This is a genomic window from Bacillus cereus group sp. RP29 (assembly GCF_040459765.1).
GTDB classification, from domain to species: domain Bacteria; phylum Bacillota; class Bacilli; order Bacillales; family Bacillaceae_G; genus Bacillus_A; species Bacillus_A paranthracis.
In genome coordinates, this window is sequence record NZ_JARVHN010000001.1 from 3203653 (window position 1) to 3226599 (window position 22947).

Sequence of the window (22947 nt, forward strand, 5' to 3'; positions counted from 1 at the left end):
TTGTAACATGTTATCACGCTATACTCCTACTCGGATGCTTAATTTTACTATTTACTTTTCTACATTGCTGGAAAGTTTCATTCATTCTATTTTCACCTAATCATTCCATAACTATAGTTAAAAGTGTAATTGACAATTACATAAAAAGGGATTAACCTTAACTCATAAATTGACCGTGGTCATTTTATGAACAAAGTCATTTAAAGGTGGAGTGATAACAAATGAACAATGTCATAATTATTGGTGGCGGTATTGCTGGACTTTGCGCAGCAATTTCCTTACAAAAAATAGGAATAGAAGTAAAAGTATATGATAAAAACAATGAGCCTACTGTTGCTGGTGCGGGTATTATCATTGCTCCAAATGCAATGCAAGCACTTGAGCCATACGGAATTTCTGAGAGAATAAAAAAATTCGGCAACGAAAGTAACGGCTTTAAACTTGTATCCGAAAAAGGAACTATTTTCAATAAATTGATTATCCCAGCTTGTTATCCTAAAATGTACTCTATTCATAGAAAAGATTTACATCAATTGCTACTTTCTGAACTACAAGAAGATACTGTCGAATGGGGAAAAGAATGTGTAAAAATAGAACGAAATGAGGAAGACGCCTTAAAAATAGTATTTCAAGATGGTAGTGAAGCATTTGGCAATATACTGATTGCTGCCGATGGTATTCATTCTGTCGTTCGAAAACAAGTAACACAAAGGGATAATTATCGTTATGCAGGATATACGTGTTGGCGCGGCGTAACTCCTACTAATAATCTTTCTTTAACAAATGGCTTTATTGAAACTTGGGGAGCGAACGGTAGATTTGGTATCGTCCCTCTTCCCAACAACGAAGTATACTGGTATGCGCTCATAAACGCGAAAGCTAGAGATCCAAAATACAAAGCTTACACAACAGCAGATTTATATAATCATTTCAAATCTTACCACAATCCCATACCATCTATTTTGCATAATGCATCGGACGTTCATATGATTCATCGTGATATTATAGACCTCACTCCAATGAAACAGTTTTTTGACAAACGCATCGTATTCATTGGGGATGCTGCCCATGCACTTACTCCGAATTTAGGCCAAGGTGCTTGCCAAGCAATTGAAGATGCGATTATTCTGGCTGAATGCATTAAAAATAATGCTCATTATCGTCAAGCATTTTTAGAATACGAACAAAAACGACGAGATAGAATTGAAAAAATCTCAAATACTGCATGGAAAGTTGGAAAAATGGCACAAATAGAAAGTAAACCTTTAACTATAGTAAGAAACGAAGTAATGAAACGTATGCCAAAATGGGTTTCTGAAAGGCAAGCACATGAACTATACAACTTTCATTTATAATAAAAATAAGAAACAGCATCCTCTATCCTTCTTTCGATTACATTAAACTTAATTATGAAGTAAGATTTCATTTGAGATTATCTATTAAACAGATATAATTGTTTGTGTTAGGAGTAGATTATATGCTGAGAGAAACGAGAAAAAAAGAATTAAAAGAACTTATATTCCTAAAAGCAGTACAACTCTTCCAAGAACGCGGGTACGAAAATGTAACGGTTCAAGATATTACTACTGCATGTGGGATAGCGAAGGGCACTTTCTTCAACTACTTTCCGAAAAAGGAAAACATATTATTATTTTTAGGTGATTCTCAAATTGAGCTATGGAATGAAAGTTTAAAAACTTACGAAAATGTGGAGCATCCAAAAGAAAGAATCAAACTTGTTTTAGGCGATTTACTGGATCGATTTACTGGACATGGTGATTTAATGAAGCATGCCGTCTTTGAGATTATAAAGTCAAACTACTTAGTAGAAAATGAATTAAAAAGTATACAACAGCTACAAGAAGGTTTGTCTTCAATTATTACAGAAGCGAAAGAGGCAGGAAAATTAAACAGTCAATGGGATATAAATATTATCACTTCTACTGTTATGAGCACTTATTTTTATACACTAATGTCGCATTCGCTACTACATGGAAATGAAATCAATGCGAAAAATATTCTCAATCAACAATTAGATGTTGTTTGGGAAGGTATTAATCAAAATTGATAGAGGGCTATGTTACTAGACCCTCTTATTACGATGCCCCCTCCCGCCTTCTCTCCAAAAAGGTTATACTCTCAATCACAACTTCAGTTCTATATATTCTCTTGCCTTGTTCATCATCGTAATTACTCGTCTGAATACGCCCTGTAATCCCAACAAGTGAGCCCTTCTTACAATATTCAGTTACATTCTCAGCCGATTTTCGCCATACGACATATCTCCATAAATATGTACTTAAACTTCATGTACATATTTATCCCTATCCAACACTATAAAAACAAGTAAATTCTAAATTTTAAGAAATTATTGTTGTACACAAAAAAGCGACAATATATTATAGATTTATACACATATCTTTCGACCAAATCCGTAAAGATAATGTACAAAATTATGTGATTGGGGGGGACAGTAAAAATGATTACTCTACAATTAGAAAATTATAAGTTTTTCTCTATTCCTGTTTGGCTAGAATGGAATACTTCAAGTAAAAGTGATATAACAAATAAGAAATTCTCAATTATTGGACTTAAAGAAACTTCAAATGACATACACATTGTACATCCATTAAGCGATTTTATACTAAGCAATTGGAAATATAATGCTTACAATACCCAAAGAAAACATTGTAATAATACGGTTTCTTTTCTAAACTACTTATTAACTAACAAGAAACAGTTAGGGATTAATAATCTAAAAGAATTAAAAATAGTACATGGAAATGATTTTCTTAATAATCTATCTCGCAAAGAAAGAACAGTAGGTACTGTTAAAGATGCTGAAAGAACACTGACATTATTTTATATTTGGCTTCAAAAGAAAGGATGCTTACCAAAAGTAAATGAAACCCTTTTTATAAAAAAAGAGACTTATCAAGGAACATATTATTTCCAATCCCCTTTTGAAGTCATCTATCCCACCAAAACAGTCTCAAAGCAAGAACATATGTTACCAGCAAAATACATTCCTCTATTATTAGAAATTGCTACCCTAAAAACAAAGCCAATCGCATTAGGAGTCTATCTACAAATATTTGGTGGCTTAAGAAGAGGCGAGGTTGTCAATTTGAAACGTTCAAACTTAAAGAGAAAATTACATACTGGAGATTTTCTACTCACTTTAGAAAATCAAAATTTCAGAAAGGATATTAAAGATCATTCTGGATCCAGTAGCGTAAAAAAGCCTAGAAATCAGGCCATCCTACAAATATTTGACTGGGGAAAGGTTCTTTTTACAGATCATATTAATTTATATAAAGATCATACTGACTCAGGTGCTCTCTTTATAAATAGAGATGGAAAAGCTATGTCAGGAAAAAGCTACAGTCAATATTTTAATAAACTAAAACGTAATTTTATAAATTTCTTAAAAACATACGGTAACTCAGAAGAACAAATTCTTGCGAATCATTTACTCCTTGCAGATTGGTCTACTCATATAGGGCGAGGGACTTTCACTAACCTTATTGCCGAAAATACAGATAATCCTCTTGAAATAGCTTTTCATCGTGGAGATAATAACTTATTATCCTCTTTAACATATATGGTTAAGACGGATAGAATGAGAAAAAAAATTGAAGGTAAATTCGATAATATGCATGAAAATTATATACCTCGTCTTATTAATAGAAATAAATTTGATTAATACTATATTCCCTTCAAAAAAGAGGTGAACAAATGTCTACTGAAAATAATGGCGAACTCCAATACTTAACTGTACTGGAATTTAGTAAAGCACTAGGAATTCACGAATCTACAGCTTATAAATATATTAAAAGGGGCTTTATCTCAAAGATAAAAAACATTAAAGGACGTATGTATATTGATATAGACGAGATAGAAAAAACAAAAGAAAAAGCTAACCTAAATCCTGTTGATGATAGAAACTCCTACCTAACAGCATATGAAGTTTTTGAAGTTTTAAAAAAAGACGGTTTGAGTATACGAGGAACATCATGGATTCACGAAAAGATTTCCACTGGGTTAATAAAAAGATATATGAAATTTAAAAATAAACTTTATATTCATAAAGAAGAAATAAAAACACTAAAAATTTATTATTTCGAACATTCTAACACACAACTTCCTTCACAAAAAATTGAGGATTACTATACAATTAATGAACTTAGCCTAGAACTGGGAATACCCAAAGAACGAATTTACAAATACATATATGCAAATAAAATCAGCACTTTTAAACTCCCTCATTCTAAAGGAAATATATTTTTTCTAAAGTCTCATTTATCATTAATAAAAAAGAAGATTGGCTATATAGATCAATTTAACCCTAAAGAATTTCTTTCCATTAAAGAAATAATAAGTCAACTTAAAAAACACCGAATTAATGTGACAGATAGCTCAATCCGACGTCTAATACACACAAAGCGAATACCAAATTATGTAATGCATCTAAATAAATATTATTGTCATAAAAACGAACTCACCCACCTATTAAATTATTTTACTAAAAAAGATTATTACACACATGTAGATACAGCAACACAGAAACAAGAAAAAAACAAACACATGACAAATTTCTTAACCGTTAAACAAGCATCAGAAAAACTACAAGCTCCACCAATTTGGCTAAGAGGGCTTTTAAAAGACTACTTTCCTAATTCTACAAAAGTGCCTGCAGCTGGTGGATACCATTGGCTAGTATCAAAAATTGATTTAGAGAATTTCCAAAAAGAATACTACTATAATCATAAAACAAGAATGCTACATTTAATTGATCATTACGATTTGAATACCCTAAGCTCTATTTCAGGATTTACATTTGATAAACTACGTTTAGATATAAAAAAAGGCCTATTGACAGGTGCTATAAAAATAAATAATAGGCTCTTTATCCCTATCCAAAATGCAAATAGGTATTTAGAAAGTCTACAATATGTATTAGATACTGTTTATGATACACATAAAGCTTTAAAAGACCTACTGAACCATTATCATAACCATCCTCCTACCACTGATTTAATAAAAACATCGTCTATTTACAAAAAATGGGTGGACATCAAGATTAATTCTAGTAATGCTAGACCATCCTCCTTAAGAGGCTATACATTAAAATTTATTAATTTATATGATAAAATGCTTTCTTATTTCCATGAGGAAATATGGACTACTTCGAATGCTAAAATAGAGCTTTTTCTTTCCAACAAAACCTTATCTAATGAACTTAAAAAAATTTTCGTTCAGTTTTTGTCATATTGTGAAAATCAAAATGGAATAAATAGAGAAAAAAAATATTTATACTACTACTCAAAAAAAGATCCTGCTTATTCAGAAAAAAATATATACTCATTTGAAGTTTATCACCAATATTATACTCACGTTCAAAACATTGAAATGCATATTACTAACGCTACTAAATGTAGATACTACGCGAATATGTGGGCGTACACAATAATTCTTCTCACCAATAATTGGAGAGGAACAGATATTGTTCATGAATTCCCTTCTATAGAACTGGATTCTATAAGAGCAGACAAGTTATCTTGGTTCAAAACCAATAAATTAACCATGGAAGAATCACAAAGTATTATTAATCAACTTTATATTAAGCTTCGAAATGCCGTCGCAAACAAAGTTTCTGTACTTTATAACTTCTATGTATCTCCAAACTTAATAGAGAGCTTAGCGCATTCACTTGTCATTTCTGAACTTCATAAAAGAAATATACAAAATTACATTGCACTTCCTGAAAATTCTCTTATACTTGGTACTTTCTTTTTTGGCAAAAAAATTGTATCAACCAGAGTATCCGGAATGGATCAGCATTTAAACTTTTTTAATCCCTCTCCTCAATTAAAAGATTTTGACTGTTTAACCATGAATAGAAGTACCATGACTTATCTTTTTTATTCAATCTTAGAAGAAGATGGTGAAGATGCTGATTTAGCCCTAGAAATTACAAAAAACACTAGATCACACAAAAATTCAGATACAACTGCTATTTACATTCAAGCAAAAAATAAAGATGGTAGCATAAATAGAGTCTCAATAAACTTGTTAAACCGTGGTATGTTTGGGTGGTTATACAACTATATTTTACTTAGATTAAAAGAAGACTTACAACATGGACAAACAATTGAAGAACGAACCGATACTATTAAAGAGCTACGTAATTCTATTTCACCTATGGAACTAGAAAAATGGGCGATCTTTTTGCAAAACATTCATACTAATAAGAACCGTGTTTTAGATGAAATCAAGTATCTTCCAATGGAAGAACTGAAAACACTTGCAATAAAATTATTTACAAATCAAATGCCTTCGAAAGAAAAAGCGGGCCAATGTCTTGTATATCCTAATTGTAAAAGAAAAAATCTAAAAACATGTTATTCTTGTGAGTATTTTATCCCTGAAAAAATGGTGTTAATTGAAGCCATTAGTGAACTTAAGCGGTTAACTAGTTCATTAGAGAACACCAAATATGATGCTATTAGAAAAAGGGATTCGTTTTTTCTTCTCAATATTATTTTATTAATTGACGAAGCAATTAAAGGTTTTGGTATTAATGTCGTCAATTCTTTTCTTCCTTTAAAAGAAAAAACAAAAATATTAGAGAAAGTTAAACAACATTTACTTTTATAAAAAAATACTATGTAAAGGATATATATTATGCAATTAAAAAAGATAATAAATATGGGGAGCACGCCAATAGCCGTTACTGAATCTATAACTTACAACGATATTAATGTTTCCAAATTCGAAAATATCTTTAACGATTTACTTATCCATGGATATATAATGGCAAAATCTTTTGATGATGATGAATGGCTTATTCCATGTAACATCCAAAATACACCTTTTAAGCTGTCATTTCATAAATTATTTTCATATAAAAAATTATGCACCATTATTAAATGTTATCTTTTATTACGACGTGCTTCAGGCATCTCACCTTCAACTATAGAAACTGAATTCAATATACTTAGGAAAATAATTTTAACAACCGAGGGTGTAACTTCCACAGATCAATTCGAAAAATTACTTTCTAGTTTCAGCATACCATGGGCTTCAACATTTGCACTTGTACTTAAAGAGTTTTTGAAATTTTCACCGTTGCCAGGACATGAAAAATACATAGAAATATGCGACTCATTCCCTTCACCTAAATGGAAAAATAGAGATTTACCCAATTTTTATCATGTTCTGCTTTTTGATGAAATAATTAATGATTTTAAATATAAGATAGTCCTACCTAGATACCATAAATATTATCCTGTAATTTTATGGTGGACTATTACAAATATTATTCCCATGAGACCCAATGAATTTTTAAGAATGAAATATAATTGTCTATATGAAAAAAATGATGGTAAAACATGGATTATTATTCCTAGATCGAAACAAAAGTTCGATAGCCCCAAACAACAAGAATATTTTCAACATATTCTTATTACTGATGATATGTCTAAGGCGATTAAAGATTTTCAATATGTGTTGAATACTTATAACATCCATACAGATAATCTATTCCCACAAGAATTTTATTGTCAGTTTTTTTCTAGAGGTATTAAGAGATCCTCAAATAGAATTTTAAAACATCAATTTCAAACTTTAATGAATAACTTTTATACAGAAATAGTTGAACAGATGTATTCACAGCACTCTTTAGATAAGATTTCTCCGGGTGATACAAGGCATTTTGCAATCATTAACATGTTCTTACAAGGATTTAATGTTTTATCCATCGCCAGATTAGCTGGACAAACAACTATACAACATGCGTCAAACTATTATTCTCATGCCAAATTATTTGCTCAATCATATGTATACAGACTTACTCAAACTATAGTTGAGAAACAAGCTCAAAACAAAATGTCTGGTGGCTTTTTGGGAACTAAAAGAAAAATTTTTGATAACAGAATATTATATTCACCTAAAAACTCAGACCAGTACCAGAAAGTTGATTATGGCTACTGCACTGATAAAAATTTCCCTAATAATTGCGTTGAGGATTGTAGAATATGTGTTAATCATTACTTTTTCAATCCATCTATCGATGAATATGACGAGGCGATTAAATGGTTAGAAACATACTCAAGGGACTTAGAAAATAGAATCAATGATCATCTTGAATATATTAAAGAATTTAGTTTATCGAAGTCACATGAACGAGTGAACTATCACGAGTCTCTTCTAACTAAACATTCTAGACAACTATTAAAGTATATGGACCACAAGGCTATTGTTGATGCAAAGTTTATAGAGGAGTGAAAAAACTGATGCTAAAAGGCAGACAAAAAAATTCAGGACGGCCTAGAATTTTTACTGATCAGGAATTAAAAGAACTTGCATTAGAAGTAAAAAACAGATTAGGACACGTACATTTAACTTACTCTCTTCTTGAAAAAGAGACCGGCATTGGAAGAAACACCTGGAAAAGAAGATTAGAAAAAACTATAGCTGAATTAAATAAACCTATTTATCGAACAATTGGTGTAAACAAAGATGATGAGGTATATTTTCCAAACATAGAACAAATTTTTGAAATTTATAAGGGTAATACTCCTAAAATTATTAATGCACTTCATGAATTTGAAACAATGTTTATTAAATTGTATGAAGAACTCCATACCCTAAAAAAAGATGAACAAAAAATTATCCATATAAAGCAAATTGCTGCTGAAAAAGATTTGCAAATTAAAAAGCTTAAAGTACAAGTTGAACATTATAAAAACCTTTACGATCAATTAGCTCTTTCTAGTACCTTCCCTCACTTACAAGAAAAAACAGGACTCAAAGACAATCTTTTAGATTTCAACGCTAGCGTTGATAAAAACAGTAGCTTAACAAATTTTAAAACTCTATTCAAAACTTCTAAGGACTCAATAAAATCCTCAGAAAAAAATAATTTAGAGGAACCTATCAATAAACTACAAGAGATGTTTCCTGATTTTTTCAATGAAAAATAATAAAGAACATGTACCAAACAAAAAGAATCCATTTTTTAAATGGATTCTTTTATAAAAGAGATTGATTAAAGATAGGATAAAACCTATTAAATCAATGTTTTATTGAAAAAATCAGCTTTATTTCATCGCATTTTTATTTTAAACAGTGCGACTTTATTTCAAATCTACACGAACTGTTTGTATATTAGGTATTCAAAAATTTCCTAGCGTATATCTCATTACTAGGTATTTTAAACTTATAGTTTTAATTTTAGTATACTCATTTTCTTATTTTTTAAATAATAATCATACATCATACTCGCTGGTAACATTCTATTCTGGATATTTTCAAGTCCTAAACCGTGTAGCATCGATAATTGAACATATCCTTTATCTTGAATTGAATCTTCTTCTGTTGGGAACAGAAAACAATTTTTTATATCATCTATTCCATGTTTTGAAGTGAATTCCTTATATGCCTGTTGATATAAATATTGCTTGGTGATAGATTCAATTCCAGGCTGACCACTTAATTTTTTAGAATTCAAAACTAAATTATAGTATTTTGCATCAAATATTATAAATTGGCACTTATCATCAACTAGATTAACAGAAATTAAATCGGGAATTAATGTCTTCTTGGCTGAGTGTTCATATTCTTCTCCATTTTCATCTTCAAATTTCCATCTTGGCTTTTCTATTATCGAAATTAAAGTGTCACTTTTAGTATATTTCTTATCTAGTGGCTTCGGTAACTTTAAAAACGAAAGTGGCGTTTGAAGCTGATTATCCAATACTTCCGCACATATTTTTTCCCAAATTAGGTTATAGGAATTTGTTCCATACATACTAAAGCTATCCATATCAGCCAATGTACCACCATAAGAAATATATGCATACATTGTCTTTAAAAGAAGCTGCTTCCTAGTATTAAATTGAATATTCAACTCTTTTTCAATTCGGTCTAGAATATACTCTTTATCTCCAAAGTCTGAAATCTCTTCATCAGTTAACGCAACGCCCATTATGTCAAAAAGATTTAGTAAATTAGCATCGCTCAATTCTTTTGTACCCTTAGTCAATATGTATTCATGTAGACGTTTGAAATAATCAAAATCATCATTTATCCTTTTTCGTGTTAATAAATCTGGATAAATTGGTCTATTATTTGAAAGCAAAGTGAATGTTTCATTTATGGTCTTATCCCATAAAATTTCCCCTGTTCCATTAATCTCAATTATATCTTTACTGCTAATATACGACCCATACTCATAGAAATCGTTCAGTAAAAACAATATTACTGCTAAAAGATTGAAAGCGCTACTGTCACTGGTTTCATTGTACATTCTGATAATTTGTTCTTTAGAATTGTACTTTGCAATAACTTTAAGGACTATTTTCATTTCTTCAGTTGGAGTATCAATACTCAGCAAATATTTAGGATAAATTATTAATAAGCGATTATCAATCGTAATAACACCTACATACGTGAAGACGTATAAATTCTCATTTTCGCCGACCTCAACATCAGCGACTTCTATATCTTCATCTAACAAGTCAGATAAAGCTTTCTGTTCATCAGATTTTTTCACAGACTTTAAAACGCCATATTGTTTTAGTTTCTTTAAAATTGAAACTAATTCTTCTTCTGAACAACTAAAAAGTTTAACTAGCAATTCCTGATTGTATCTTTTTTGTTCTCGTAGAAAAATAGAATTCATTATTCTTCATCCTCTACAGAAAAGACAGCAAATTTATTCCGAATGCCTTCTGCGAATATTTCTATACCTCTCTTATCAAAATCACTACAAATAGCCGAATATAGCCTTGGATTAACTGCTCCTGAGAACAGACTAGGTCTCTTTTGTTTAGCTGCATCATCAAACAAGTACATAATCACCTTGTTCTTGAACACCTCCTTAAATATTTGGCTATCTTGCAATGCTCCTTTAGAAATGAAATGTGGACCAAGTAACTTATCTTCGTTCACATTATAGCTAAGAAGTTCTTCGTTAATTGCTTTTCTTAATTGATTCCAATTTACTTTAGCACCACTTTCGCCAAGAGAAATTTCACACTCTTTAATGTCATCTTCACCTTCATCAATTCCTTGATAAGTGAAATCCCACCTACGTTTAAATGCAGTATCCATAGGGAATACACCTTGGTCAGCACTATTCATTGAAGCCCAAATAAACATATTATCAGGTAATTTTATCTCAGAATATTCACTAGGATTTCCACCTAATTCCTTAGCAAGATATTTCTTCATATCTTCTGATGCTTGAATAGAGTATTCACTAACATTGTCATTATCTCGATCTAATAACTGGAATACATCTCCAAATACAGCGGCTACGTTAGCCCTATTAATTTCTTCAACTATCAATAGATATGGTTTAGGGTTTAAAGTCCTAGCATTTTTCAATGCCTTTACATATATTCTCATGAATGGTCCTGGAACATATTCATACGAAATTTCAGACACAATATTTTTGTTCGAAATCAAGTTCACAAACCGACGTATTGCTCTTCCGTGGTTTCGCTCAACACTATTATCCCCTGCAGCATTAGTACCATCTTTCTTGCGGGTATTAAATTTATCATCTGTATAAAGCCCGAGTAATAACGGCAAACGTGTTAAGTCACCATCTTTAAATTTATCATACAGTAGATCATATTTTTCCTGTGCTGTTTTTTTATCATCTAATAACACAGATAAGATACTCTTTTCATCCCCGTCTACATTTAAAAGTGGGTCTGTTTCTACCATTGTTGGCTTATAAGTTCCTACAAAATTTGCATAAGAATAATCAGGATGAAATGTTACTCTTTCGCATTCACCACCATCAGAGAGTAGCTTTTTACGCTCTTTTTCCAAAGTATAACTTTTTCCTGTTCCTGGAGCTCCAAAAATAATTCGATTATGTGGAAAATCTGTTTTAAAGTTAGTTATATAATTCGAAGAAGAACTTTCTTCAGAAAAATTCTTCTCTTCAGCTTCACTATTAATATCAACTTCATTGACAATCGTATTTACTTTTTGCGACGACAACTTAAGGAAGGTCTCTACTCTTTTTTGATACTCTTCTAACTCTAGTTCTTTATCGTCAACTCCAGAAACAACCCAGTTGTTGTATGATACGTTTGGATTCAGTTCATCTTTTAGAGCAGAATTTAATATTCTTAGAGAACCTTTTGCTTCCTTATCACTTTTAATATTGACACTGGATTTTGTATCAATAAGTGCTTTGTAAATACTATTTTGGTTGAAAATAATATCATTTTCTCCATCAACCAATTTATAGATTGCGCCTTCAGAAAGTATAGAAAGAATTGAAATTAATCTATCTTCGTATTTCTTTTCTTTTTCAACAGTTAGTCCAATCCAAGATAACAATACTTTATAGTACTCATCTCGGTCGTCTCCAATCACCTCGTGAATTACATCAGCATTGATGGTAAAATTAATTTCTTTTTCAAATCTTGCTCCACCTGTTCTCTCAGCACTAGCAGGCTTATCATCAATAAAATCAATTTCTGCTAACTTCCAAATCAACTCAAATACAACGATTAAAGCTTCTAATTGAGACTTGAATAGAGGATTTTTATTCACTATTTCAATAAAATCTTCTTCGGTAATACTTGCATCATTCAAAATATCCTGGTTTTTTTTCAACAATTTTGATTTCAAACTATCATCAATAATGATTTGATTACCTTGAGATTTTGAATATTTTAATTCTGATTTCCCTTCTGATGCTTCAAAAAACAAAATTGCAAGTCCTAGTGTGCTTTTAACTTCTGGTAACGATGATTTGATTCCTAACTTTAAATCAATCTCATCATACTTAGTTAATTGATAGGGACGTGTCATGTAATTATCTCCTCATGTCATTTAATATTGTCTTCGCTATAGCGTTTGCGAGCATTGGTGGTACAGCATTTCCAACCTGCTTCATTTGAGAAGTTTTCGTACCAAAGAATCTGAAGTCATCCGGAAATGATTGAATTCGTGCGGCTTCTCTTACCGTAATTGCACGATTTAGAAATGGATGAGTAAATTTACCAGACGACGGCGTATCAAAACGAGTTGTTACCGTTACAGATACTTCATCTTTTCTCATTCGAGTCCATGTTCCACTATATATGGATTTAGTCAGATGTTCTTTGGGTAATACCTCTCTTCCGGCATTCGGTGGGATTAACTTCAATCTTTCAAGAGCTACTTTAGAATGATTAGTTGCAACATGATTATATAATTGCGTACTTTTTTTTCTCATCACTTGTTGATAGAAGCTTTCTGCAGCTTTTCTATAATCCTGCACCTCATTTCCCTCACCTGATTCTAGAAAGGCGAGGTCGCTAATCGCATCCCAAATGGTGTTTTTTTCATTTTTTGGTTTTGGGAATTCTGCTGGGGCGAGTCCTCTTTTTCCAATAATAACGGCCCTTTTACGATTTTGTGGCACTCCAAAATCTGCAGCATTCAAAACACCTGAACTTAGCGAATATCCCAAAGACTTAAACAAGTCATATATTTCCTTTTTAAAGTAGCCTTTTTCAGCCGTCAGCAAGTTAGGAACGTTTTCCATAACGAAATACATCGGTTTAATCAATCCAACAACCGAGACAAAATACTTAAAGAGAAAATTTCTGTCATCATTAATAGTTTTTCGCTGTCCTTTTTGAGAAAACCCTTGACATGGTGGACCACCAATTATCACATCTATTTTTCCAACGTATGGACAAAAAACATTTTTTATATCTAATTCCGCTATGTCACCGACTATCATTTTAGTGTTTCTATGATTTTTTTTATATGCATTGGCTATTGATTCGTCATATTCATTTGCTAATACAACCTCAAAACCTTCTTGTTCAAAACCAAGTGATAACCCACCAACACCCGCAAATAAATCAATTACTGTGGGTTTCATTACTCAATCTCCTCAATTCTGCTTTGTGCAATATTAAAATATTCTTGATCCAATTCAACACCAATGAAATTTCTACTAAGTCTTTTCGTAACCACACCTGTTGTGCCACTACCCATAAACGGATCAAGAACCCAATCATTGGCATTAGAAAGAAGCTCTACGAAATGTTTTATCAAACTTTCTGGTTTTTGAGTTGGATGTTTCCCGTATTTCTTTTCGGTGCTTGATGTCAAAGAAGTTTCAATAAAATCATGGAATAGGGCTCCTTCATTATTGAACGTGCCAGTTCTTGTTTTATACGTAAAATAAACCCATGCTTCTGTTGAATTCACAAAATGTAAATTCATATTTCTCGGCATTGGGTTTGTTTTATGCCATATCCCAGTGGTTTTATAATAGAATCCATGTTTTTCCGCTAAACTAATTAATGTTTCAACTTTGATTATTGCCATGAAAACAATCATAGATCCGCCTTTTTTCATAACTCTAGCTGATTCTTCAAAAAAAGAGTCCATTGAATCTTTCCACTCATCAAATTCCATATCATCCCATCCAGCAGTAGCGAAAAAATTTTCCCTCATTTTTTTTAGATTTGTATCTCGGTTTCTCATAAAATTCCCAAGATTATATGGTGGATCAGTAACTATCAAATCAATTTTATTTGTTTCAATTTTTTTCATTGATTTTATGCAGTCATCATTATATAAAATGTTTTCAATCATGATTATACTTTCCTTCCCCTTGCATTTAACTAAAATGCACTTTTGCCACTTTTTATCCATTCATCAAGCTCAGAACACTTAAACTTCCACATTCTTCCGACTTTATGAGCCGGAATATCACAATTTTCATTTTTTATCCAATTACGCAGAGTAACCGTTTTTATACCTAAATATTTTGCAGCGTCATCTATGTTGATGTAGCTATCATTAATTTTTTCATTCATGGTTTTCACTCCAATGCTATTAAAAAAATAACTCTCATATTATACCCTTAAGTCACTCTGTTTTACAATATATTTTGATATTAGTTGATATTAGTTGATATTTAAATCCTATTGTTTTTATACAGTAACACCCCATTCTAATTTAAATACTCCTTTAGCAAAAAAATTATAAAACCATCTCTTCCTCTAAATATAAACCAAAATAAAAAGGCTTCAGATTCCGCACAGGCTCTGAAACCTTTAATTCAAGCACTCTCTGCTAATTTTACATTGTATTAAATTACCTATTAATATTTCAATGTAAATCATATCTACTGAATTACTATAATTATTTTGTAAATGGCGTAATACTTCTAAATTATCCCCATGAAAAATAAATTTTCACTATTTTTATTTTCATCGGAACTGATTATGTTGGTTTGGAATAAAGCTCAATTAAAATCATTCTACTATGGAATAGCATATTTAATTCTTGGATTAACTTTTAAAACGTTCACTCTAAGTATAAATGTAGGTTTATACTAAATTTTGCTTAGTGTACAAACTTCACGTTTTGTTGTCGATATGCCCTACACCCAACTAGACAATTCTGTTTGATTTTTGGTAAAAAGACATCTAAACATTTCATTTAATTAAATTATTATTAATATTTAATATATAAAGTCACTGTACCTCTAATGAACTATTGAAGAAAGATGATTTCTATCAAAATTTTTTATAAATTATCAATTTTTTATAAAATCACAAATTATATTAATTGCAATATCTTTAATTTATTATATATAGGTTTATTTTATTATGTACAATTATATATCATGATGACCTATACTTTTTGTACATGTTATTAATTTTGTACAGCTACCTATTTCAGTTCAACGTTAATACTGCTAATAGATGGGATTTAAAATACAATTATGTACATTAGAGATTATGGAGATATTATCACACAATTAATAAAATCTACTTGTTGTTCACCTAAACTATTTCGAAATCCTCTATTCACCGCAACACATACTCGTGCATACGCGACGCCTTGCTTTGTGTAGTATAATTCTGGCTCCTTTGTCAATCTACCGATTAATACAACTCGATTCAATCTCCGTACTAAATTATATATGTAATAATTAAGCAGTACCGATATAAAAACATTCTCTTAATTTCTACACATTGTTCTTGTGTAGAAATTAACCTATACCTTCTCTTCCTATTTTGATTAGTTTAGATTACTTTAATTTCTCTTCATAATTTTCTAGTATTTTATACCCCGAAGACAGTAAATCTTTTAAATATTCATCTTCCAAAAGAGTATGTAGTATTTCTAATTTCCCTAATTTTTTATAAGCATATTTTAAATCTATTTTGGCTTCTCCATGGTATATTTGGTTAATTGAATCGATATAACCTTTAGTAACCATCTTGAATTGTTCATCAATTAAGTTCTTTGATATTACAATACCACTATTATTTTGTTCCACATTACCCTTAGACATTGTTTCTAATTCCCTATCCAATACTTTCTTTAGATAAAAGTAAAATCCCGTCCTATCTCTACACCTATCAATAGATTTAATCACATTTAAACTAAAATCCGATTCATCAAATTCATAAAGTGATTTATAAAGAATGTAAATTTCCTCAATATCCAATAAAATTTCTTCACATAATAATGATTCCATTCTATTACTTGTTAATAAATACTCTTTTAATGTTGCAGGTAACCTTATGCTATTCTTGATGCCGTCCATACTTAAATTATCATCCTTCTTTAATTTTAATATCACACTATAACATTATAGACTAGAAGTTTCGTTGTGACTATAGTCTGCATGATTAGGAGTTAAAAAATATACTTGTAACACTACCTTAATTTGTATATTTACTCTGATTCATTATTAAAGGGACTCTATTCTTTTCCATACTAACTAATTTAACACTAACCTCTATACTATTTTTCTTTAACTCTACAGACAATAGTCTTCTTTCTTGCAGACTATAGTCTGTAGAGTTAAAGAAATCACTCTCCCACAATTATTGTATAAAGATTGGGAGAGTGGTTTCTTGAGTATTGAACAAACTTTTGGTACTGTCTTGCAGGAATATCGTCTTAACTCAAAAATGAGCCAAGAAGAATTAGCGTTTAACTCTGAATTAGACCGGACCTATATTAGCCTTTTAGAAAGAGGAAAAAGAAAACCGACAATAAACACAGTATTTGCACTATCTAAAGCCTTAAAAATTAATCCCTCACAACTTATTAAAGAGTTAGAAGAAAAATTATCCAACCAAAAAATATAACAAGAAACAAAAGAAAATATTTCAATTATTTTCTTTTGTTTCTCTTTTTTATTTACTATTATTCTTAAAAAAACGAAAATTCCTAAATCTAACTTGTGTTGTAAATTAATTATGTTCACTTTATGCTTTTTATATCTGTGGATATAAATAAGAATCTTTTCAAGGTTTCAAACGCTTTTCGAAAAATATATATCATCTCTTTTTTCTTTACGAGTTCCAGAACTCATTACATAAAAATGTGTATCTGCATCAAGTTCACTTATCCTAGCACAAGCACTATATAATCTTTGCATTTATAAAGGATTAATAAAGTTACTAAATTTGAATCTATAAAATACAAAAGCCTTACATAATTAAACTAATGTAAGGCTTTTAATAACGCTTTTGTTCTTCTGCTGTAAGAAGTTCTCGTACCCTCACATACATAAGAATTCCTCCCCATTTTAATAGTTATAAAGCTATGATATACGATTTTAATTTTACAGAATTTCTATTTAATTGTCCCATATTTTCAAATCCATAAGAATGATGAGGACTTCATTTCAAAATAATATCCATAAAATAATAAAGTCTCAAAAACATTAATGTTTTTGAGACTTAGATGAATTATACATATAAACGTTTCAATACTTGTTTCATTTCTGATTTGACATTAATACTTGAACGGATTTCTTTTGCTTTTTGTTCCGCTTCTTCTACGTTAGATGCATGCCCTAATTCTACTAATAATCCAGTTGCAACTGTACCTGTACGATTACGTCCACCGGAACAATGGAAAAATACTTTCTTATCTTGTTCAACAGCTTCTTTGACAGCTGCAATTGCATTTCTTACTGATTCATCTTGCCCTTCTACACCTTCTACGATTGGATAAACATGACGTTTAGTTCCAGCCGGAAACCCTTCTGGTTCTTCTCCACCATCACGTAAATCAAACACCTCTGTGATCCCGTGCTTGTTTACTGCGTCTTGTATAGCGTCTACTCCACCAATATATACTTTTCCTTTTACGAGTTCGTGATAGTTAGTCATGTTTGGTAGTCTCCCTCAATTATTAATTAGCAGCAATTAGATCCGCCACTGATAACAAGACCTGCGCCTTGTTGATCTTCTACATAGTCTAGTGTCAATGTATTTACAATTTCAACGATCTTTGGATCCATGGCAACTTGAACACCATTTACTGTTTCTGTGATATCACTTTCTTCTGCTTCCCCTAAATTAATACCGTAACTAGGGCCACAGCATCCAGCACCCTCAAATGTAAAACGTAATGTTGAAACACCGTTTTCTTTCATGGCATTTTCAATAAACTCTTTTGCTTTATCTGTAATATTCATTATTATTTCTCCCCTTCACAGTAACTAATTAAAATGTTTTATTTTACTAACTCTTTAAGTTTCTCATATCCTACAATATCTTCCGATTGCCAAGGGATAATAACACAGTTATTTTGTGATTCCTTTTGCACTTCTTGAATCCACTGTATTTCGGACTGTGCTCTTCCTCTTAACACAAAGTCACTTGTATGTGTTGCGTAAAAACTTTGATTGATAACCCACCATTTCGGAGTAATATCCGCACGTTTTAAGTCTTCTTGTAGTCGGCTTGCTTCATGAACTGGTGTTGCTTCTGCAAGTGTTACAATTACAACGCTTGTTTCTTCTGGATTACGCAAACGTGGTAATAAGTTTTTCACAGACTGTGGTACTTCACCCGTAGAACGTGCAATTTCCTTATGATACGTTTGTGCTGCATCTAGTAACAATAATGTATGACCTGTTGGTGCTGTATCAATTACTACAATTTCATCATTAGCTCTTTCAACAATATCGGCCAAAGCACGAAAGACTGCAATTTCTTCCGTACAAGGAGAACGTAAGTCCTCTTCGAGATACGCTAAACCTTCTTCATCAACTGTATCTTTTGCTTGCTCTATGACTTCCTTACGATAGTTTTCAACTTCTACTTTTGGATCAATTCGACTTATCGTAATGTTTCCTTGTTCTCCATGCATGACATAATCAATATGCGCTGCGGGATCAGTTGTAGTTAGGTGTACATGGTGTCCTTTTTCCGCCAGACCTACTGCAATTGCTGAAGCTACCGTAGTCTTTCCGACACCACCTTTTCCCATTGTAAAAATTACTCGTTTTCCCGATTCTGAAAGATTAGTAATCAATGTCTGAAGTGAAGGAATAGAGACAGTATTTGTTTCTTCATCCGAAATCGAGAGATTTTCCATTGGTTGAACTAGTTTTCTCATATTCTCTATCCCAGTAACATTAAACGGTACTAATGGAATTTCATAAGTAGGAAGATTTTTTAATTCTTCTGCCATGTTTTCTAACGCGCGTGATTGTCTCTTAAACAATGCATTTGAGATATTATCATTTTGCATATAGTCTTTCAAAATCCCATTTACAAGTAGAAACTGATTACTTACACCAATTTCTTTTAATTCATGAGCTGCTCGTTCTGCTTCTTGTAATGGAGAACTATCTGGTCGTGTAACAAGCAATAACATCGTTTGGTTCGGATTAGATAGTGCCTGGACCGTTTGATTATATAACTCTTTTTTATCACCAAGTCCTGCTAATGGTCCTAAACAAGAAGCCCCATGAGTACTTTCTTCCAAGAAACCACTCCAAGCCGTAGGAAGTTGAAGAAGACGTAACGTATGACCTGTTGGTGCTGTATCAAATATAATGTGATCGAATTTTGATGTTAATTCTTTATTTGTAAGTAACGTAGAGAATTCATCAAATGCAGCCATTTCTACTGTGCAAGCACCAGATAATTGCTCTTCCATCGTTGCAATAACAGCATCAGGGAGCTTTCCACGATATGGACCAACAACACGTTCTTTATATTCATGAGCTGCTGTTTCAGGATCTAAGTTTGCTACTTGTAGATTTGGAACACTTGGAATTTCTTTCGGTTTATTCGTAAGTTCTATTTCGAACACATCTTGTAAATTAGAAGCTGGGTCAGTGCTTATTAATAAAACTTGTTTCCCCATATCAGCTAACGTAATAGCTGTTGCACATGCAGTAGATGTTTTTCCTACTCCGCCTTTACCAGTAAAGAACAAAAATGGTGTGAATACTATTGTGTTTGGGTTATATAAGTTTGTCATTGCCTTTCACTTCTTTCTCTATTTTTTCACGTTTAACTTTAAACGTACGACTGGCTTTTGACTCAACTCTTCTACTGTTATATCTGTTAATTGTGTAAGTTCTTCATTTGTCAGGTGACTTTTTTCTTTTACTACTTTTCCATCTACCAAAGTTACAGGCAACACGTCTGGTCCTTTATCTGTTAATAGTTGACTGATAACAACATTATTGGCAAATGCATCTGGTTCACTTGCCAAATTATAACGAGTCACATCAATTCCTTTATTCTTCAAGTTGTTAACAGCAACTGAAATACGAATTAACTCTGGATCAACACTTGGACCGCAAACTCCAGTAGAACAACACATTGCAGGATCAAAAATTTCAATCTTTTTCATCTCTGATTTCTCCCCTTCTTTATAAAAAAGCCGAGAAAAAATTCTCGGCCTATTTTGTTTTCAATTATTCTCCTGTTTCAGCATACTTTTTAATGCGTGCGCCAATTTCATCACGAACTCTTTGGAATACAGACCATTCTTGCCCCGCTGGATCATCAAATCCCCAGTGAACTCGTTTTACATGAGGTGGTGTTGTCGGACATACATCATTTGCGTGACCACAAAGTGTTACAACTAAATCTGCTTTGTCTAAAATGTCACGGTCAATGATATCAGATGTTTGATCCGTAATATCAATGTCTATTTCTTTCATTGCTTTAATTGCATTCGGATTTACTCCGTGTGCCTCAATACCAGCAGAAAGTACATTCCATTTGTCACCTAAGTATTTTTTACCCCAAGCTTCTGCCATTTGGCTACGACATGAGTTTCCTGTGCATAAGAAGTAAATTGTTTTTTTGTTTTCCATGATAATTCCACCTTTATTATGATTGTTTATTTTTATTGTGTTTGAAAGTATTTACGCTGGAACCAAAGTGCTACATTTACAAGAGCTATCATAACTGGAACTTCAACTAAAGGTCCGATAACTGCCGCAAAGGCTGCACCTGACTGAATTCCAAATACACCTACAGCTACTGCAATCGCTAATTCAAAGTTATTACTTCCAGCTGTAAACGCTAATGTTGTTGACACCCCGTAACTTGCACCGATTTTTTTGCCCATAAAGAAAGACACAAAGAACATGATTACAAAGTAAATGAGTAATGGAATTGCAATACGTACAACATCAAATGGTACGCTAACAATCACTTCTCCTTTTAGAGAGAACATCACAATGATTGTAAATAGTAATGCGATTAAAGTAATTGGACTAATCTTTGGAATGAATACTTTTTCATACCATTCTCGTCCTTTCGTTTTTACAAAGATTAAGCGTGTTAGCATTCCTGCGATGAATGGAATTCCTAAATATATAAACACTGATTTTGCAACCTCAGCCATTGTTATATCTACAACAGCACCTTCAATTCCTAACCATTCTGGAATAACTGTTACAAATACATAAGCATATACTGAGAAAAATAACATTTGGAATACAGAGTTAAATGCTACTAATCCTGCCGCATATTCTGTATCACCTTTTGCTAAGTCATTCCAAACGATTACCATCGCTATACAACGAGCCAAACCTATCATAATTAAGCCCACCATATATTCTGGTTTATCCGGTAAGAATATAACAGCTAAAGCAAACATCAGAACAGGACCAATAATCCAGTTTTGTACCAACGATAATACTAATACTTTTACATCTTTAAAAACTCGCCCCATCTCTTCGTAGCGAACTTTCGCGAGTGGAGGATACATCATTAAAATTAATCCAATGGCAAGTGGAATAGAAGTAGTTCCTACCTGTAAGCTATTCATTCCCTCAACAAAACCAGGGGATAGATATCCAACTCCAATTCCAATAGCCATTGCAAGGAAAATCCAAAGAGTTAAATACCTATCTAGAAATGACAGTCGCTTTTTCCCCGTGTTGCTCATTCTTCTCACTTCCCTTTCCTATTGTCACACTAACATTTACATCGAAGGGTTGGATTACACTTTTCAATTTGTTGAATGTTTTCTTTCTGATCAGGTACATGTTGCAAAATATCTTTAATAATTGGATAAAAACTACTTTCCTCATTTAAAGAATAGTAAATCCATTGTCCCTGCCGTTCTTCCTTTAATAATCCAATATCTTTTAATTTTCGAAGATGTTGGCTTATAGATGGTTGGCTCATATCAAATACTACTTGAAGTTCACATACACAACATTTACGCTCATTTAAAATTGCAATGGTTGTTAGTCTTGTTTTATCTCCAAGTAGCTTCAAAACACCTGATACTTGAGCTAACTCTACAACTGTTTGTTGCATCGCAATCCCTCCTTTCAAATAATTATATAAGCATACACTTATATGTTAGGTAAAAAAATAAATCCTTATGCAGTTATTCAAAATAAATATAAAATCATGACTGAATTCGATATAAGTATATAACTAATTACTTATATGTTTCAAGTAATATAACTGATTTCCAGAAAAAATTATTGCTTCTAGAGATTGAATGCAAATGTTTTATTTAAACAACACCTATAAAGAAAAATATGAGGTTTCTCTTATTTTGTAATCAATTCATCAATCTCACTTATTTCTTTATATGCATGCTCGAAGTTTTGAAATGTATAATTCCCATATGCAGTATGATCTCCTCTAAAGATCCTATTAAAAA

General features: G+C 31.7%; 20 protein-coding genes and 2 pseudogenes. 7 read left to right on the top strand and 15 right to left on the bottom strand.

Annotated features, from left to right (window positions below):
- The first annotated feature begins 221 nt into the window (after positions 1 to 221).
- Positions 222 to 1355 carry an FAD-dependent monooxygenase gene (locus tag QCI47_RS17110; RefSeq protein WP_353811886.1) on the top strand — a complete coding sequence of 378 codons (1134 nt, stop codon included), beginning with the start codon at positions 222 to 224 and terminating at the stop codon, positions 1353 to 1355.
- Between the two features lie 122 nt (positions 1356 to 1477).
- The gene (locus QCI47_RS17115) at positions 1478 to 2068 is read left to right on the top strand and encodes a TetR/AcrR family transcriptional regulator (protein ID WP_309422815.1); all 591 of its coding nucleotides are present in this window, start codon (positions 1478 to 1480) and stop codon (positions 2066 to 2068) included.
- A 28-nt stretch (positions 2069 to 2096) separates the two neighbouring features.
- Here the strand turns inward: QCI47_RS17115 and ssb are convergent.
- Positions 2097 to 2282 (bottom strand): annotated as a pseudogene (gene ssb / locus QCI47_RS17120) (single-stranded DNA-binding protein); the annotation flags it as partial.
- A gap of 197 nt (positions 2283 to 2479) precedes the next feature.
- Between ssb and QCI47_RS17125 the strand changes: the two are divergent.
- Genes QCI47_RS17125 through QCI47_RS17140 form a run of 4 tightly spaced genes read left to right on the top strand, consistent with a single transcriptional unit; the run spans position 2480 to position 8987 of the window.
- Positions 2480 to 3706, top strand: coding sequence for a hypothetical protein (locus QCI47_RS17125; RefSeq protein WP_001992851.1), 1227 nt, complete (start codon positions 2480 to 2482; stop codon positions 3704 to 3706).
- A 32-nt stretch (positions 3707 to 3738) separates the two neighbouring features.
- Positions 3739 to 6660 (top strand): helix-turn-helix domain-containing protein, encoded by a 2922-nt coding sequence (locus QCI47_RS17130; protein ID WP_043896966.1) that lies wholly within the window; start codon positions 3739 to 3741, stop codon positions 6658 to 6660.
- A 27-nt stretch (positions 6661 to 6687) separates the two neighbouring features.
- Complete coding sequence (locus tag QCI47_RS17135; RefSeq protein ID WP_001992859.1) at positions 6688 to 8289, top strand: site-specific integrase; 1602 nt, start codon at positions 6688 to 6690, stop codon at positions 8287 to 8289.
- On the top strand, positions 8286 to 8987 hold the full coding sequence (locus QCI47_RS17140; protein ID WP_353811887.1) for a hypothetical protein: 702 nt from the start codon (positions 8286 to 8288) through the stop codon (positions 8985 to 8987). The genes QCI47_RS17135 and QCI47_RS17140 overlap by 4 nt, the downstream gene beginning before the upstream one ends.
- A gap of 236 nt (positions 8988 to 9223) precedes the next feature.
- Here QCI47_RS17140 and QCI47_RS17145 read toward each other — a convergent pair whose 3' ends face one another.
- The 7 genes and pseudogenes from QCI47_RS17145 to QCI47_RS17175 all read right to left on the bottom strand — a co-directional run bounded on the left by QCI47_RS17145 (position 9224) and on the right by QCI47_RS17175 (position 16597).
- Positions 9224 to 10687, bottom strand: coding sequence for an LlaJI family restriction endonuclease (locus tag QCI47_RS17145; protein ID WP_048539338.1), 1464 nt, complete (start codon positions 10685 to 10687; stop codon positions 9224 to 9226).
- Positions 10687 to 12843 (bottom strand): AAA family ATPase, encoded by a 2157-nt coding sequence (locus QCI47_RS17150; protein ID WP_001992785.1) that lies wholly within the window; start codon positions 12841 to 12843, stop codon positions 10687 to 10689. Before QCI47_RS17150 ends, QCI47_RS17145 begins: the two co-directional genes overlap by 1 nt.
- A gap of 4 nt (positions 12844 to 12847) precedes the next feature.
- The gene (locus QCI47_RS17155; protein ID WP_001992801.1) at positions 12848 to 13906 is read right to left on the bottom strand and encodes a DNA cytosine methyltransferase; all 1059 of its coding nucleotides are present in this window, start codon (positions 13904 to 13906) and stop codon (positions 12848 to 12850) included.
- Positions 13906 to 14628 (bottom strand): DNA-methyltransferase, encoded by a 723-nt coding sequence (locus tag QCI47_RS17160; RefSeq protein WP_001992829.1) that lies wholly within the window; start codon positions 14626 to 14628, stop codon positions 13906 to 13908. The genes QCI47_RS17155 and QCI47_RS17160 overlap by 1 nt, the downstream gene beginning before the upstream one ends.
- A gap of 29 nt (positions 14629 to 14657) precedes the next feature.
- The gene (locus tag QCI47_RS17165; protein WP_001992799.1) at positions 14658 to 14852 is read right to left on the bottom strand and encodes a helix-turn-helix domain-containing protein; all 195 of its coding nucleotides are present in this window, start codon (positions 14850 to 14852) and stop codon (positions 14658 to 14660) included.
- 940 nt (positions 14853 to 15792) lie between these two features.
- Positions 15793 to 15948, bottom strand: a pseudogene (locus QCI47_RS17170) (single-stranded DNA-binding protein); the annotation flags it as partial.
- Positions 15949 to 16075: 127 nt separating this feature from the next.
- The gene (locus QCI47_RS17175; RefSeq protein ID WP_353811888.1) at positions 16076 to 16597 is read right to left on the bottom strand and encodes a hypothetical protein; all 522 of its coding nucleotides are present in this window, start codon (positions 16595 to 16597) and stop codon (positions 16076 to 16078) included.
- A gap of 313 nt (positions 16598 to 16910) precedes the next feature.
- On the opposite strand from QCI47_RS17175, the gene QCI47_RS17180 reads away from it, so the two are divergent.
- On the top strand, positions 16911 to 17147 hold the full coding sequence (locus tag QCI47_RS17180) for a helix-turn-helix domain-containing protein (RefSeq protein ID WP_000021281.1): 237 nt from the start codon (positions 16911 to 16913) through the stop codon (positions 17145 to 17147).
- A gap of 606 nt (positions 17148 to 17753) precedes the next feature.
- On the opposite strand, the gene QCI47_RS17185 is transcribed toward QCI47_RS17180, so the two are convergent.
- The 7 genes from QCI47_RS17185 to QCI47_RS17215 all read right to left on the bottom strand — a co-directional run bounded on the left by QCI47_RS17185 (position 17754) and on the right by QCI47_RS17215 (position 22592).
- On the bottom strand, positions 17754 to 18179 hold the full coding sequence (locus QCI47_RS17185) for a protein-tyrosine phosphatase family protein (protein ID WP_353811889.1): 426 nt from the start codon (positions 18177 to 18179) through the stop codon (positions 17754 to 17756).
- A 26-nt stretch (positions 18180 to 18205) separates the two neighbouring features.
- Positions 18206 to 18487 carry a HesB/IscA family protein gene (locus QCI47_RS17190; protein WP_048556849.1) on the bottom strand — a complete coding sequence of 94 codons (282 nt, stop codon included), beginning with the start codon at positions 18485 to 18487 and terminating at the stop codon, positions 18206 to 18208.
- Positions 18488 to 18525: 38 nt separating this feature from the next.
- A complete protein-coding gene (gene arsA / locus QCI47_RS17195; protein WP_048556850.1) occupies positions 18526 to 20286 on the bottom strand; it encodes an arsenical pump-driving ATPase in 1761 nt (586 codons plus the stop codon).
- An 18-nt stretch (positions 20287 to 20304) separates the two neighbouring features.
- Positions 20305 to 20664, bottom strand: a complete 360-nt coding sequence (gene arsD, locus QCI47_RS17200; protein ID WP_000717836.1) for an arsenite efflux transporter metallochaperone ArsD — start codon at positions 20662 to 20664, stop codon at positions 20305 to 20307.
- A gap of 64 nt (positions 20665 to 20728) precedes the next feature.
- Complete coding sequence (arsC, locus tag QCI47_RS17205) at positions 20729 to 21133, bottom strand: arsenate reductase (thioredoxin) (protein WP_048556851.1); 405 nt, start codon at positions 21131 to 21133, stop codon at positions 20729 to 20731.
- Positions 21134 to 21165: 32 nt separating this feature from the next.
- On the bottom strand, positions 21166 to 22215 hold the full coding sequence (arsB, locus tag QCI47_RS17210) for an ACR3 family arsenite efflux transporter (RefSeq protein ID WP_000072353.1): 1050 nt from the start codon (positions 22213 to 22215) through the stop codon (positions 21166 to 21168).
- 29 nt (positions 22216 to 22244) lie between these two features.
- Positions 22245 to 22592 carry an ArsR/SmtB family transcription factor gene (locus QCI47_RS17215; RefSeq protein ID WP_001188007.1) on the bottom strand — a complete coding sequence of 116 codons (348 nt, stop codon included), beginning with the start codon at positions 22590 to 22592 and terminating at the stop codon, positions 22245 to 22247.
- Positions 22593 to 22947: the final 355 nt, after the last annotated feature.